Genomic DNA, 14,450 nt, shown 5'->3' on the forward strand with positions numbered 1-14,450 from the left:
GATAAGGTTGTGATATTACTATATAGGAGGTCTATTACTTGTGGGCTTATTTGGAACAAAAAATCCTAAAACAGTTACAGATACGGAGTTTTCTTGGAAAGATAATAAAATTAAAATTACAGAAAGATATGTTGAAACCTCAGGTTTAATTAACTTTATCCGTGTTCCAAAAAAACACATCGAAACAGTTACATATGAAATTAAGACAGTAAAGGTAGCAATGTCTGTAGATATAAACCTTATTGGAAAAGGTGTAATACTTGGAACTATTGCTGTAGGTATAGACCTAAAAGATGAAGTGCAAGACTGGTTATTAGAAAAACTAAATTTGTGTTAGATTACTAGAAAAACAACATTTAATCCGCTTGTTCATAGGTGAGTAGTAATTAATAATAAAAGGATGGTATTAACATGAAATCAACAGGTGTTACACGAAAGATAGATGAATTAGGGCGGATTGTTCTTCCAAAAGAGTTAAGAACAACATTAGGAATTACAGAAAAAGATCCTGTAGAAATATTTGTAGAAGATGAAAAGATCATTTTACAAAAATATAAATCTTACGATGCTTGTGTAGTAACTGGTGATATTTCAGAAAGAAATATATCATTAGCAAATGGGCAAATCGTTCTTAGTCCTGAAGGCGCTGAACACTTAATTAAGCAGATTCAACAACAATTAGTTAAGTAGATTCATTATTCTTAGTAAATGGGGGACAGCCGAGATACGTGTAAAAATAGGTCATAGTCTTACTTTTATTTCCAGAATTGATTTATTGAGATCATAAATATCGTTTTGTTTATTTTTATTAAGTAATTTGTCTATTATGGGTTAACCCTAATCATCCATTGAATGGTTACTGTAAATACTTAATTTCTATTGTATGATTAGGGTGTATGATAATAAGTTAAACAATTGTTGCTTTGAATTAAAGTTTGGTTAAAAACACCTTACAAACCCGTATTTTATGGTAAATAAAAAAGCCATTTTGATCAATCTTTTTTCAAAATGGCTTTTTCTCTAGCATATTTAAGTTTCGATTTTATAAAAAAGTTTGATCATTTTCTACCTTTGATCTTAAACAATTGCACCTGTTAATTAAACAAGGTTCACCTTTTTTACTCTTACTCAACACATAAGTCTGAAATTTCCTTCCAGGCATACGCAACATCCTCTACTATTGTTCCTCCAAACGTACTAGTCCTATGAATATATTCTTTTCCTCCCATACGTTCATAAAAACCAAGTCCAGATTTATTTTGTTTCATTACCCAAACCATCATAGAATAAATACCGTTTTCTTTAAAATGCTTAGCAATAGCTGAAATAAGCTGCCTACCAACACCTAATCCTCTACATTCCTGTAAGAGATAAAGCGAATATAGTTCTCCATCAAAATTCTTCTCATCAATACGTTTACCTGATGCAAAACCTATAATATTCCCTGTATCATTAATCGCAACATAAATAAAAGGTTCATTTTCGTTATTTAAAAAATCAATCCATCTTTTTGCTGCATCTTCGTACGATAATTCATCCAGATAATCGTCAGGTACTAGACCACGATAAGTAGTGCTCCAACTATCAACATAAACCCTTGAAACGCCCTTTATATCTTCTTTATTTGCTTTCCTAATTTCCAAGTTAAGTGCCTCCAATGCAATACAGTAAAATAATAAAATTTATTATAACATTCTTTCTTCGGTTCTGTTGCAAAGTTTGAAAAAAGCATAAACAGGTTGATAAATGAGGAGCAATGTTTAGGAAATAGCTAGTAATTGTTGAAGTTCATTGTACGTTGAAAAGGCGGAGTCTCTTTGAAGACTTCGCCTTTGCTTATATAGGGCATGAATGGTTTCAATCCCTTTTATGGTACGTGAAGCATGACGAAGATTTTGAAATCCTGCGGATCTGGCAAAACGTCTCTTTACATGCCTATGATCCTGTTCAATAAGATTGTTTAAAGGTTTGATTGTACAATGGATTGTAGTTGGATAAAATCCTTGTTTTCTTAATTTGTTAAATGCGCAAAGTAATGCTGGTGCTTTGTCTGAAGTGAGAACCGTTGGTTTTCCAAAATGTTTTACTAATCTTTTCATGAAGGCATAGGCAGCCTGATGATCTCGTTTTTTACGAAGTTGAATATCCAATGTGTGTCCATCCTTATCAATTGCACGATAGAGATAATGACATTCTCCCTTAACTTTGATATAAGTCTCATCCAAATGCCAAGATAAGCGTGCAGATTTATTTTTCACTTTCCAAATTTGATAGATGAGATTGCCATATTCATGAACCCATCGCATGATGGTTGTTGGGTGAACTGAAATGCCACGTTCCTTTAGGATTTCAGGTACATCACGATAACTTAAAGAAAAACGGCAGTAATAGCCGACAGCTACTAAAATAATATCTTTCTTGAATTGTTTTCCTTTAAAATATTTCATGTATGACTCTCCTAGATCTTGTTTTCTAAAGTGTAGCTTCATGTAGAAAACAAGATCTAGGAGAATCATATAGAAGATGTGGGGTGATATGAATTAAAACATAGACACGAATTAGCACAAGAAGATAAAATGTAAGGTATGAAGTATAAGGATGTAGCTGAGAAATATGATGTAAGGGTTAATACTATAAAATCAGATACCAATGGGACAGAAAAGGTGTACACAGAAAAGAAGACAGGTGTACCCATTGGGAATAAAAATGCGTGGGCAATTTGAATAATAAGAACCAAATTGAGGAAACAAGAATGTCGCGGGCCATGACGCTCCCACAGAATAGAATGATTAAATTGAATAACTTAAGAAGCGTAGAAATTAAACCTTTCTACGCTTCTTCTAATTTATAAGAAATCTAATGTTATTCTAAATTTCTTATATAAGATTTTACAGCTTGCAATAAGAATTCTTCTTGTCCCATACCAGCACCGGCTGCCATCTGAACTACTTTTTGCTTGAATTGATGATCCACATGAAAAGTTAATGGCTCTACATTACTTTTAAAGTAAATTCCTTCTACATGTGGAAGGATCGTGCCGGATTTCATATGAGAATGTAAGTATTTAATTTCCTCTTGAAACTGCAATGGATCTACTTGTAATACAAAAGGTTTAATTTCTAATCTGATAGTATCTGATGAATTACTTAATCGCATATTTGTAACACCTAGCTCTTTATAAAATAAATTTATTAGATTATAAGTGATAGAATTAAATAGTTGAGGTTTTTTAAATGAAAAAGATAAATACCCTCGTTTTGTAATTACCGCTTTTTTATTGAAAGGTTCAAAGGAGTAATCATGTTCCTTATAAGTGGATAGAGGGAAAATTTCTTCGTCCTCTGTAAGAATCTTGCCGTCTCCTCCATTAATCTCTATTACCCTAGCGGTTTTTCCAGTGTGTAGATGTTTTAATAATTGATATAAATATATATCTTCATCTTGAATCTTAGTAATAAATGTTTTTCGCTCTTTTGTTTTAGTTTTTTCATAATCAAGCATAAAAATCTCTAGCTCTTCCTCATCGATAATATATACTTGTTTTCCTCGTTTTTCTACCATTGTTGCGGGTAATTTTCCAGATTTGATGTATGTAAAGATAGTAGATGGTGCAACATTAAGAATTTCAGCTACTTCTTTCGTGCTAAGGCCTTTAACCTCATTTTTATTTTTTAAACGTTCAATATCCTCTAAATAGAAAATCTTACTACCGAATTGCTTCCAGTTATCTTTATATACACATTCTATTAATCCATCTTTTTCTTTTTTTAAAATTGTTTGTACCGTTACTCGTAATAAGTCGGCTGCCTCTTTTGTCGTTACAGTAGGTTTTGTAATGAACAATAAATCTTGTGTCATGAAATGACACCTCCATAACTATCGTTTGCTAATATTTTAGATATGTATATATCATATCAGAATCTGATTTATATTTAAAATAAGAAATAGATTTTATTAAACATCTTATTCATTTTTATAGTTTGATAATCTTTTTAATCCATTTTATATATTAATAAATTTTTATAGTTGTTTTTATTATAATATATCTATGATAGTTAAGAAGTTAACTAGTAAATAATATATATTTACTAATAAATTATAAAAAAATATAAGTATTAGTAAATAGAGAAGAATATAACGTTTTTACAGAAAGAAAAAGAATTATCATTTGTATAATTAATAGAAGTAAAATAAAATAAGAATTATAGGTAATAAAGAGAATTATATTCATAATCTTCTATAGGAGAGGTGAATTTGAAATATGAATAAAAAAAATGTAAAAGAAAGTTTATTAATTATAAACAATCAAAGTGAGTATATGGATACATATGTAGAGAATATAAAAGATATCGTTCCATATCTATATAACAACAGTCATGTAGATATGGTGGAAGATAAGATGGAGGTTGCAGAAAAAGAGGGAAAGGGTAAATATACGTATTTAAGTGACATAGAAGTCATTTATCATTTCGTACATTTACAAAAAGATATGGATGAGAAGAAGAATAGAAAAGAGGATACGAAAAAGAGTTATATCTCAGAAATCTTATCATTTTGTCAGTGCATGGTGCAGCATGCAGAAGAATTTGAATTGAATGGGGATGAGGTACAGAAAAAGAACTCTTTATTGAAAACATTGCAACCTTGGCATATTCGTAAATACAATTCTTGGTTGAAAAGGGTAGAGAACGGTAGGAATGGTGACACGTATGCAGTCGCAACACTTGCAAAGAAAACAGTGCTCATTCGATCTTTTCTAAAACATCTTCATGTATTTTCTTATATTGAAAAGCCTCTTCATGAAGAACTACAGCGCGCAAATGTAAATGAGCAGGATCGGCCAAATCGGGATCTATCCTATGATGAGGTTATGAAAATTTTAGGGTTTTATAAAGAAAGAGGACATTTAGTAAACTATACAATTTTACTGGCTCTAGCAAGTACTGGTGCAAGAATTCAAGAATTGTGCACCGCGAGAGTGAAAGATTTACATTATGACGGAAAGTACTGGTTAAAAGTCACTGGAAAAGGGGATAAAGTGCGTGAACTTTTTATTTCGGAACATTTATATCAATGTATTTGTGAAATGAGGCTCAGAAGAGGATGCCAAACGGTATTGGATAAAGGGGATGAGAGTCCTGTATTTATAAATCAAAGAGGAAATACTTATAACTCTAAAACATTATCCAATCAAGTAACAGATATGATAAAAAAGACAAACTTAGAGTTTCTACTGTACCGTGAAAATCCAGTAACGGCGCATACATTCCGTCATGCTTTTGCAATTATGGCAGTAGAACAAGGTAATGCAGATTTATATCATTTAATGCAAACACTTGGCCATGAAAATATTCAAACGACTAAAATATATTTAGAAAAGCATATGAAGCGTAAAAACAACGTTGGATCTACTTTCGCTGATATGCTGGTTTGAATTTTATATAGTTTATAGGGGTATTTAATTATATATTTTTTACATAATTAAACAATGTATCTATTTGTTTATTTATTGTGAAGAAATATATAATTGGAGAAATAAATAAAAATAACGAAATTCATTTTATACAGAAAAAACCAGGATGATTTTAAAAAGTTATCCTGGTTTTTTCTTAAATACACATAATTATTCATATTCCATAAAGTTAATTTGAGTTAATTATAAGTTAGCAGAATTTATATCTATTCCTATCTTGATAGTGTTAATAACAGTATATAATTTGTAGAATTAGTTTATAGAGATTATGAAACTATTTTTCATTAGGTGTATCTAATTGATGATTGATTACAGTGCTGTACTTTTTATTCATAAGTATATAGATCCCACCTATGAATGATAAGATTACTGGATAGAAAATCGCCCAACCACTAAATGAGTATACAAAAATACATATAACCAAAGATAGGAAGGCCATCCACCAACCTATATCTTGAACTTTTAATAACTTAAGAGCAGCTAACATTGTAAAAATATACGAGGTAATAAAAATTACACTAGGGCCTTTTAGAAGCATCTCTAAATTTGGTCGTGCTATACCATAAAAAATTAAAATACAACTAAAAATTCCGCTTAAAACTAGTAAAACTCTAGTTGGAGTTTGGAATTTAGAATGTAATTTAGCAAAGAAGGAAGGGAAATGCCCTTCTCTAGCTTGGGCATAAATCATTCTTGAGAAACCTGCAATGTTAGCATGTACAGCACTAAACGAAATGAAAATTGCTAAAATAGTGGTTATATATGTACCTATTGGTCCTAATCCTTTTGATATTAGAATACTAAGGGAAGCTATCTGATTCTTATCACCATATGAGTGAGTCCCTATTGTTACAAAAGATATTGCAATGTACATAATTGAGATGCAAATTGCCCCTAAAAATAGACTAATGGAAATATCTTTAGCAGGTCTTTTAAACTCTTCAGCTAATGGGGTTATCATTTCCCATCCTACAAATGAGAAAAAGATAATTACAGAAGAAGCTCCAACAGAAGACCATCCGTTTGGTACAAAAGGTGTAAAAGAACTTAATTTTACATAGGGGATAGAAACGACAACAGCTACAATTATTAGAAGTGAAATTATACAAATGACAAACACACTTACTTTTGACGATAACTCAATTCCTTTAATATGTAAGAGTAAAGAAGTAATCAAAATTACTGCTGCGATGCCTATAACTCCTGCATTACTTATTGGAAAAACATAGTCAATATATTGGGCACCTGTTAAAGCGATAATAGGCACTCCAATAGGAATAGATCCTAACATAATCCACCCTAGGATGGCACTCGTATTTGCATTAAATGCCATTTGAACATAAGCTGTAATTCCTCCTGCGCTAGGAATCATTTTAGCAAGACGTACCAGAGTTACGACAATGGGAAAAGCTAATATAGACATGATAACCCAAGATAAAAGCGAAGCTGGTCCAGCGCTATTTGCAGTAATTGAGGGCAATATAAGAATTCCACAACCCAACACAGCTCCTATGGTTAATGCAGTCCCTTGTACCCAAGTAATTGAACGTTTCAATGATTGTTGTGTCAAGATATTCAGCCTCTCTTTAGTTAATTGATATCAATTATATAAAGTTTTAAAAAAAGATAACATGCTATAATTTATGTATTAATTATAATTTTCTTAAAAAAATTAAGAATTATTAATTGTATTCTTAATTAATCAAGGGGAGATACATTAATGGATCAAACAGATTTAAAGATTCTTTCACATCTTCAGGGAAATGCACGTTTAAGTATGGTTGAAATAGGAAAGCTGGTAGGTTTGAGTTCCCCTTCTGTTACAGAGCGGGTCAGAAGACTAGAGGAACAGGGTGTCATTATAAGTTATCGTACGATTGTTAATCCGAAAGAATTAAAAAAACATATTACCGCGTTTGTTTTAATGGAACCAAGAGATTGCAACAAATATAAAAAATTTGCAATGGAACATCCAGAAGTAGTCGAATGCCATCGTATTGCCGGTTTATACAGTTATCTAACAAAGGTAGTGACAGAATCAGTACATACACTTGAAGACTATATTAATTTGTGCTTAGAGTATGGAAAGCCTACAACCTTAATAGTGCTTTCTTCTCCAGTAGAACATAAATCACTTTTTACAGAGAGTGAAAAATCTTGATTACATATGAGAGATTATTCTAAAAAGATAAATATTGTGAAATGAAAAAATTTAAAATTATATATTTGGTATAGTGTTAGACTAGGGCTCCGGCACTAGCTTTTCTTTCGCTTGAATATATTACTAAGTCATATATAATATGCTTATATACTTGAAAGTGAGGGAGAGAATGGCATATAGCAAGGCGCAAAATGAAGCCACAAAAAACTATAAAAAACGTAATCCAGAACAAACGAAATATCTCAATTATAAAACTATGGCTAGAAGTTTCATCAAGAATTTAGCCACACAAGAAGATTTGGATATGCTAAAAGAATTAATGGCAGAAAAAGAGGAGAATGACCGTGCTAGAAAATAAATTAGGTATCAAAAATCAGTTGGAATTGAATCGAGTGGAAGAACGACTATCAAAAATGAAAGCCAAAGATTTATATGATTCAGGAGAAATAAACCACATAGAAGTTGGCACATTTAAGGGTCTTTCTGACATTCATAATTATCTATTTGAAGATATTTATTTCTTTGCTGGAAAGATTAGGAAGGTTAACATAGCGAAGGGGAACTTTCGATTTGCTCCTGTTATGTATCTAAGCCATTCACTAGAACATATAAATACTATGCCACAAACAACCTTTGATGAAATCGTTGAAAAGTATGTTGAAATGAACATTGCTCATCCTTTTAGAGAAGGAAACGGTAGAGCGACTAGAATATGGTTAGATTTAATCTTTAAGAATGAAATTCAACAGGTGGTTGACTGGAATAGGATTGATAAAGAAGATTATTTACTGGCAATGGAACGTAGCCCGATTAAAGATATTGAAATTAAGCATTTACTCAAAAATGCACTAGTAGATAAAATTAATAGTCGTGAAGTATTCATGAAAGGCATTGATATTAGTTATTATTATGAGGGATATACTGAATATGATATAGAGGATTTATAAATAAAAAAGGGCTGAAATTGCCCTTTTTTATTTGCGTTTTGAAGAGAATTTTTCATATAAAAACAGTATAAAATGGATTCCACCATGGATCCCTAGTGTTATTTGGAACTTATTTTTTATAGTATTACTTTATGTAAAGATCCACAAAATAAGTTCCTCTTTTCTGGAAATAAATATTAATAAGGAATTATTAATTAATATACATAAATTACTTTATAGTTCATTCATGTATTCCTTTCCATCTACATTAATCATTTATTGAAACAGATTTCTGTGGTAAATGAACAAAATATTGGGATGACATGGGTACTTTATCGTGAATCAGACATGCAAAATTATGTAGCTTGTGGTGAAGATGAAGGAAATACTATAAAGGGAAAATTCGTAACGAAACCAGGGAAATATTATTTAAATGTATATAAATTCGATGATAAAAACGGTGAATATTCATTATTAGTAAAATAAATTTATTTCCAACATATATATAAGGGTTTTCTTTAGGAGGAGTCTATCACGATAGGCTCCTCCTACTTTTTATTTGTATATTAGAAACATTAAGAATAGAAAAAATTCGTGTTTGAAAAAAGTTTAATTATTTCCTATCTGCATTACTATACTATCAGACTCTTTTCTTTAATAAGTCTAAAAGATTCAAGTGCTTACAAGGAATACTTAGCTAACTGTTCACCCCAAGATGATAATTCCGTTTCAATAAATCCTGCTTTTTTATATACAAATTTAGCTGTAAGGTTTTCAGGAGCATATCCAATCATTATTATAGAAATGTTTGCATTATTATTTCTTCTTATCTCATCAATTACCAGATATATAGCTTGTTTACCTATACCTTTCCCTTGAAATTTTTCATCAATCATAAGTCTATAAATCCAATAATTATTATCATCAGGATCTATCCCAAACATAGTAAATCCTATGATTTTCTCATCAAAATAAATCCCTTTTGCATAGAAATTATCTAGAAATTGAACTTCTGCGATAGAATAAAGGTTGGATGCAATAAATGTTTGTTGTTCTTCTTTAACTGACAGTCTAATTGCTTCTTCCCAATTATTTTTGTCAATAGCCTTTAAATAAAGTTTCTTCAATCTGATACTCTCCTTCCAATATTGAAGAGGAAGCACGTATTTTAGGGGTTAGTGGTACGTTATCCTCTTGTTTTTTTTCAAAATTAAATATAAATATTTTCTCATCGACAACGCCTCCTTAAAGGTACAATTCAAAACACATTAGTATAATCAATATGATTATACTCTTTCCACTATAAATTATTTTTCTGTTGAAAAAATCCTATTTCTCCAAGGTATATGATACCAAATATCTGAGAATCTCTTTGCAAACAATTGTATTTCAGCTTGAATAAAGAAGCACGTTTTTTTGAAGAAGAATATGATTTATAACTTGATAGCAGTGCGGTACACTATTGTCATTAACCTATTATTCTATGATTTTTTTTCTATTTACTTATATTTTCATTTTTACTGAACTCTACTTCATTAAAAGTTTGTTTATATCCCAGATTGCCTCGTGTGAAAATAAGAATAAGTAAAGCGACAAATCCCAATCCTATCACTACAAATATATCTGTATTCTTTAAAATAGGGTTGGTGGAATGAGTTTGTGCCAAACTAAACGTATTTACACTCGCATGAATTAGCATGACAATAAATAAGTTACCGTGATTGCAGTTATAGACCCAAGTAAGAATGATTGAGATCGGCAAACATAGTAAAATAAAAATTGGCAAGTGAATATATAGGAGAGAAAGGTCAGAACCTGGGCCACCCCTTTGTGCAGCTGTTAAGAAATGTGGAAGATGCCAAAAAGTCCACAAAACACTAAGTAGTAATGTAGCTTTTAACGGTCCAAATTTCGATTGTAATCGGGGCAGAGCGAAACCACGCCATCCGATTTCCTCCGGTAAAGGTCCACCGAGAAAGAAAATTGCTACAAAAGAGAAAAGATAGGTTATAAAAAATTCAAAATTAAGGTCACGGAAAGTAGGTACCTCTCCATTTAATATCACCATACCTAGAAACATTGCAGCGGGGATAACGATGAGAGTAAACAAGTACCACTTTAAACCGACCTTAGTAGTGAGAATGCTTTTGCTAACTTTTTTCCATGACTCTTTGCCTTCAAGAGTTCGAAACATGATACACGCTGCTAACATAGGGCCTGCAAATGCATTGGCAAAAAAGAAAATATCAAATACTTTTGTTTTAGGGAAAATACCCCATTGTGAGAAGATAAATGGAATTAATACAACCCATGAGAATAAATATGCCATTACAAAAAATGAAGTTAACGGATAGGATTCCAAATACCCTCTCAGACCTGTTGATGAGTTTTTTGCTTTTGTTAAATACTTCAACACAATCACCTCTTCATTTATAAAAACCTGCATATGTGCTAATTCCACATGCTTTGATAAAGAACCTTTTTGATGTAATAATGTTCAGTTTTTTGTAAGAAAGGAGAGGTACGTTACCAAAAAAATGTAGAAATCTTTTTAAAGAAAATCACCTAACATTGAGTTAACTAGCTTTTAACATTAATTGAATTTTTGATATATCCTCAATCAAATAATGTTTACTAAGATTTAGTTGGAGCCATCCGTACTAAAAATCTACAGAACCACTTCAGTTTTATTACTATGCTTTTCACACAAGGAACGTTTGAGTACCAAAAGACATCTATAAATGCACTATTTAATACAATGCGTACATCAATTTATATCCAATAGTTTTGAAAGCGTTCGCACATTTAAATAGTCAAAGAAAAGGCACTCCTAGGAGTGCCTTTTCTTTAACTTGAACCATGTTCCTATATATGTTCCCCATCCCATAAAAACACTTCCTATAAAACAGGATCCTAGACACCAATAGACTTCATTTGAAAAATAGTTTACATATGTATGGGTGATAACAGTAACGCTATATCATGAATATAAGATGCGTTATGGCTTCTGGTCTAAGAACCTACTTTATAGAAAGTACCTTTCTCATATATTTTACCACATGTAATATTGAGTTTATTAAGTATTTAGTTAATATGCACAATTACATAGTAAATACCTTTTAAATAGGAGAATAAGAAAAATGCAAAATAAGTGATTCTAAACATATTCCAGATAACCCCTAATTTTTTATTAATTATTTATTTGGCACTCAATAATAGAAGTAAGTACTGCTTGCATTCCATTTAATAAATCTAACACATTCACATCAAACATTTATTTTTTATTCACCAGGGGGTTTAGTTAATTAGAAAGAAGCATATGCAATAAATAATTCTGTTTTAGATAACATCCAACCACTTAAAAATCCAGTAATAAAAAAGGAGGGAGAAAGTACCTTTTATTGAAGTTTGTTTATAATAGCTTTTTAACTTGTTAGGGGGAATCATAAAGGAGATTAGTAATCTCTTTGATCATTTTTATTTTTCTTATAGTAATGGACTTATTGTATTAGAAAATTCAAATTTTGAAAGGGGTATCAATAAATATGAGTAAGAAAAAAGATACGTGCCTATCAACTTAAGGATAGCAATTAAATGGATTTTTGTTTAAATAAACTAAACAAAGGGGTGTTCTTTATGTGTACTAGTTTGACATTACAGACAAAAAACGGTCAACATCTTTTTGCAAGAACGATGGATTTTACATTAGATTTCAATCAAGAAGTAATAATAGTTCCTCGAAGTTATCGATGGAACAATATAACTGGTGAAACCATCGAAACGAAACAAGCAGTTGTCGGGATGGGGATTAACTATCAAGGAAGGGTCATTCTGGCAGATGGAGTAAATGAAGCAGGTATGACTTGTGCAACGCTCTATTTTCCAGGTTTCGCCACTTATAATGAAAGTATAGATGACAGTAAAACGAATCTGGCTCCATTTGATTTTGTGGCTTGGAGTCTCACGCAGTTCAATTCTATTGAAGAGTTAAGAAAGTCTGTTGATAGTATTTCTTTTTTGGATGTACCATTACCTATTTTAGGACTTACTCCGCCACTACATTGGATCATAGCGGATAAATGGGGAGAATGTATTGTACTAGAGCCGACAACTGAGGGGCTAAAAGTGTATGACAATCCGTTAGGGGTAATGACCAATAGTCCAGAGTTTAACTGGCATCTACAAAATTTAAGACAATATATTGGTCTTAGATCGCAGCCTTATGAGCCTACACTATGGGGGGATTTATCATTAAGTGCTTTTGGACAAGGTTCAGGTTCAATAGGGCTTCCGGGTGATTTTACCCCACCATCAAGATTTGTGCGGGCAGCATATGGCAAACAAAATATCCAAGATATAGATAACGAAGAGGAGGGGGTATCGGCAGTTTTTCATATCTTATCAACTTGCGAGCTTCCTAAAGGTGGAGTGATAACGGAAGAAGGAGTATTAGATAATACCATCTATACCAGCGCAATGTGCATGGAATCAGGCACTTATTATTACCATACCTATGAGTGTCGGCAGATTACAGCTGTCCATTTGTTTCATGAAAAATTAGATGCAGATGAGATTACAACTTATCCATTTCAGCGAAAACAACAGATTTTTTATGAAAACTAATCGGAACCCTGTAAACAGTATACAGATGTTAGACTATATCATTTCTGTTGTCTAGTTTACTAAAGTATTACTAAAAAGGAAGGATGATACCACATGTTAGGAATAGAGGGTAAAAAAAGGGGATTTTAAGGCATTATTTAAAGGGAAATAGATAATTTAAAGGAGGAATTTAAATGGATGTAAGGAAAGAACGCATAAAATAAGAGAAGATGTCAAAGAACTATAACCGTATTTATTTCGTTTCTCCTATTAATTTTATTTGTTTGTAGTAGTGTGGTTATCATAGGAGCTACAGGAGGAAAATATGTAGTGTTTTTATTGTTAGTCATTTTACTTAACGCACGTATTACTAAAGAATCTCAAAAAAAGTATGAGCACTATTCTAATAAAGGGCGTATTTAAAATGATACATATCCTGAAAGGAACAAACTAGATGTACATTCAAAATATCCCTATATCATCACCTATTAACTAGTAAAAGTAACTTTATATAAATAGTTTTTTAGCAATTTAGGAATAGAAACCGTACCTTATTAAAATGTTATTTCCATTCCTAAAATGAATTATCCTTCTAGCATATATATAAGATTTATATCATATATTAGGAGAAAAAATGCGAGTTAGAAGGGAGCCTTATAGAATGAGTTATTTGGAGGGGAATGACTTTAGTGAACAAAATATGGTAAGCGTGCCTAATCCCTACGTATATCAGACATTACAATCAGTAATTGGTAAACATGTGGTTATTGAAACTGTAAGAGGTAATGTAAGAGGAAAGTTAAAGGATGTGAAACCAGATCATTTGCTCATTGAAGATACGGTGCCATATATTGTACGCATTCAACAAATTGTATGGATTATGCCAAAACAATAATCAAATTACATGTAACTTGATTTATAATAGATTAGCGTCATAGACCACCAAATAAAAACACAGGGTTTTATCTCTGTGTTTCTTCAAATTTTCTTTTTTGGATATATGCTTGAGCATGGATAATTTCTTTCTGAAGTTCTTTTAATTCTTCCGTAGATCCTGATTCAATCTTCATATAAGTAGTAACTAGACTAATCATCATATCCATCTTTTCTACTATATTTTGAATGACCTGTTCAGATTGCTCTTTTTTAGGGTGCTGTATTGCTATTAATGCATTTTCTATATAATTGTTCTTTCTTTGCTGGATATCATAAATAAACTGTTTTGTGTTTGAGTTCATTTGCTATTCCTCCATTTTGGATATACTTCTATTCTATCATATTCGAATGG

At 31.4% G+C, this 14,450-nt stretch carries 15 protein-coding genes and 4 pseudogenes; 12 read left to right on the forward strand and 7 right to left on the reverse strand.

Going from position 1 to position 14,450, the window contains the following annotated elements:
- Positions 1–40 precede the first annotated feature (40 nt).
- Positions 41–337, forward strand: coding sequence for a hypothetical protein (locus ACTJJY_RS24950; protein ID WP_098674949.1), 297 nt, complete (start codon positions 41–43; stop codon positions 335–337).
- Between the two features lie 74 nt (positions 338–411).
- A complete protein-coding gene (locus tag ACTJJY_RS24955; protein WP_166695717.1) occupies positions 412–690 on the forward strand; it encodes an AbrB/MazE/SpoVT family DNA-binding domain-containing protein in 279 nt (92 codons plus the stop codon).
- Positions 691–1,124: 434 nt separating this feature from the next.
- On the opposite strand, the gene ACTJJY_RS24960 is transcribed toward ACTJJY_RS24955, so the two are convergent.
- Both ACTJJY_RS24960 and ACTJJY_RS24965 read right to left on the reverse strand, forming a co-directional pair.
- Positions 1,125–1,643: an N-acetyltransferase family protein gene (locus tag ACTJJY_RS24960; RefSeq protein ID WP_440606839.1), complete on the reverse strand. Its 519-nt coding sequence runs from the start codon at positions 1,641–1,643 to the stop codon at positions 1,125–1,127.
- 117 nt (positions 1,644–1,760) lie between these two features.
- Positions 1,761–2,447 (reverse strand): IS6 family transposase, encoded by a 687-nt coding sequence (locus tag ACTJJY_RS24965; RefSeq protein ID WP_440606840.1) that lies wholly within the window; start codon positions 2,445–2,447, stop codon positions 1,761–1,763.
- A 138-nt stretch (positions 2,448–2,585) separates the two neighbouring features.
- Here ACTJJY_RS24965 and ACTJJY_RS24970 point away from each other — a divergent pair.
- Positions 2,586–2,775, forward strand: a pseudogene (locus ACTJJY_RS24970) (hypothetical protein); the annotation flags it as partial.
- Positions 2,776–2,862: 87 nt separating this feature from the next.
- Here the strand turns inward: ACTJJY_RS24970 and ACTJJY_RS24975 are convergent.
- Positions 2,863–3,858 carry a helix-turn-helix domain-containing protein gene (locus ACTJJY_RS24975; protein ID WP_440606841.1) on the reverse strand — a complete coding sequence of 332 codons (996 nt, stop codon included), beginning with the start codon at positions 3,856–3,858 and terminating at the stop codon, positions 2,863–2,865.
- 403 nt (positions 3,859–4,261) lie between these two features.
- Here ACTJJY_RS24975 and ACTJJY_RS24980 point away from each other — a divergent pair, with 403 nt between their 5' ends.
- Positions 4,262–5,434 (forward strand): tyrosine-type recombinase/integrase, encoded by a 1,173-nt coding sequence (locus tag ACTJJY_RS24980; protein ID WP_440606842.1) that lies wholly within the window; start codon positions 4,262–4,264, stop codon positions 5,432–5,434.
- A 313-nt stretch (positions 5,435–5,747) separates the two neighbouring features.
- Here ACTJJY_RS24980 and ACTJJY_RS24985 read toward each other — a convergent pair whose 3' ends face one another.
- Positions 5,748–7,043 (reverse strand): APC family permease, encoded by a 1,296-nt coding sequence (locus tag ACTJJY_RS24985; RefSeq protein ID WP_440606843.1) that lies wholly within the window; start codon positions 7,041–7,043, stop codon positions 5,748–5,750.
- Between the two features lie 150 nt (positions 7,044–7,193).
- Here ACTJJY_RS24985 and ACTJJY_RS24990 point away from each other — a divergent pair, with 150 nt between their 5' ends.
- The 4 genes and pseudogenes from ACTJJY_RS24990 to ACTJJY_RS25005 form a co-directional block, all read left to right on the forward strand.
- Positions 7,194–7,634 (forward strand): Lrp/AsnC family transcriptional regulator, encoded by a 441-nt coding sequence (locus tag ACTJJY_RS24990; RefSeq protein WP_440606844.1) that lies wholly within the window; start codon positions 7,194–7,196, stop codon positions 7,632–7,634.
- Between the two features lie 169 nt (positions 7,635–7,803).
- Positions 7,804–7,992 carry a hypothetical protein gene (locus ACTJJY_RS24995; protein ID WP_000331757.1) on the forward strand — a complete coding sequence of 63 codons (189 nt, stop codon included), beginning with the start codon at positions 7,804–7,806 and terminating at the stop codon, positions 7,990–7,992.
- Positions 7,973–8,581, forward strand: coding sequence for a protein adenylyltransferase Fic (gene fic / locus ACTJJY_RS25000; RefSeq protein WP_033667260.1), 609 nt, complete (start codon positions 7,973–7,975; stop codon positions 8,579–8,581). Before ACTJJY_RS24995 ends, fic begins: the two co-directional genes overlap by 20 nt.
- A gap of 267 nt (positions 8,582–8,848) precedes the next feature.
- Positions 8,849–9,046 (forward strand): annotated as a pseudogene (locus ACTJJY_RS25005) (pre-peptidase C-terminal domain-containing protein); the annotation flags it as partial.
- Positions 9,047–9,240: 194 nt separating this feature from the next.
- On the opposite strand, the gene ACTJJY_RS25010 reads toward ACTJJY_RS25005, so the two are convergent.
- Together ACTJJY_RS25010 and ACTJJY_RS25015 are read right to left on the reverse strand one after the other, a co-directional pair.
- Complete coding sequence (locus ACTJJY_RS25010) at positions 9,241–9,687, reverse strand: GNAT family N-acetyltransferase (RefSeq protein WP_440606845.1); 447 nt, start codon at positions 9,685–9,687, stop codon at positions 9,241–9,243.
- 368 nt (positions 9,688–10,055) lie between these two features.
- Entirely contained in the window at positions 10,056–11,006 is a 951-nt protein-coding gene (locus ACTJJY_RS25015; RefSeq protein WP_440606849.1) for a CPBP family intramembrane glutamic endopeptidase, read from the reverse strand.
- A gap of 261 nt (positions 11,007–11,267) precedes the next feature.
- Here ACTJJY_RS25015 and ACTJJY_RS25020 point away from each other — a divergent pair.
- The 4 genes and pseudogenes from ACTJJY_RS25020 to ACTJJY_RS25035 form a co-directional block, all read left to right on the forward strand.
- Positions 11,268–11,345, forward strand: a pseudogene (locus ACTJJY_RS25020) (DUF4879 domain-containing protein); the annotation flags it as partial.
- Between the two features lie 851 nt (positions 11,346–12,196).
- Positions 12,197–13,183, forward strand: a complete 987-nt coding sequence (gene bsh, locus ACTJJY_RS25025; RefSeq protein WP_440606850.1) for a choloylglycine hydrolase — start codon at positions 12,197–12,199, stop codon at positions 13,181–13,183.
- Between the two features lie 209 nt (positions 13,184–13,392).
- Positions 13,393–13,585, forward strand: a pseudogene (locus ACTJJY_RS25030) (hypothetical protein).
- Positions 13,586–13,823: 238 nt separating this feature from the next.
- The gene (locus ACTJJY_RS25035) at positions 13,824–14,057 is read left to right on the forward strand and encodes a YuzF family protein (RefSeq protein ID WP_002068860.1); all 234 of its coding nucleotides are present in this window, start codon (positions 13,824–13,826) and stop codon (positions 14,055–14,057) included.
- Between the two features lie 67 nt (positions 14,058–14,124).
- Here ACTJJY_RS25035 and ACTJJY_RS25040 read toward each other — a convergent pair whose 3' ends face one another.
- A complete protein-coding gene (locus tag ACTJJY_RS25040) occupies positions 14,125–14,400 on the reverse strand; it encodes a hypothetical protein (RefSeq protein ID WP_001087710.1) in 276 nt (91 codons plus the stop codon).
- Between the last annotated feature and the right edge of the window lie 50 nt (positions 14,401–14,450).

It is taken from the genome of Bacillus sp. 22475 (genome assembly GCF_052044835.1).
Lineage (GTDB): Bacteria > Bacillota > Bacilli > Bacillales > Bacillaceae_G > Bacillus_A > Bacillus_A cereus.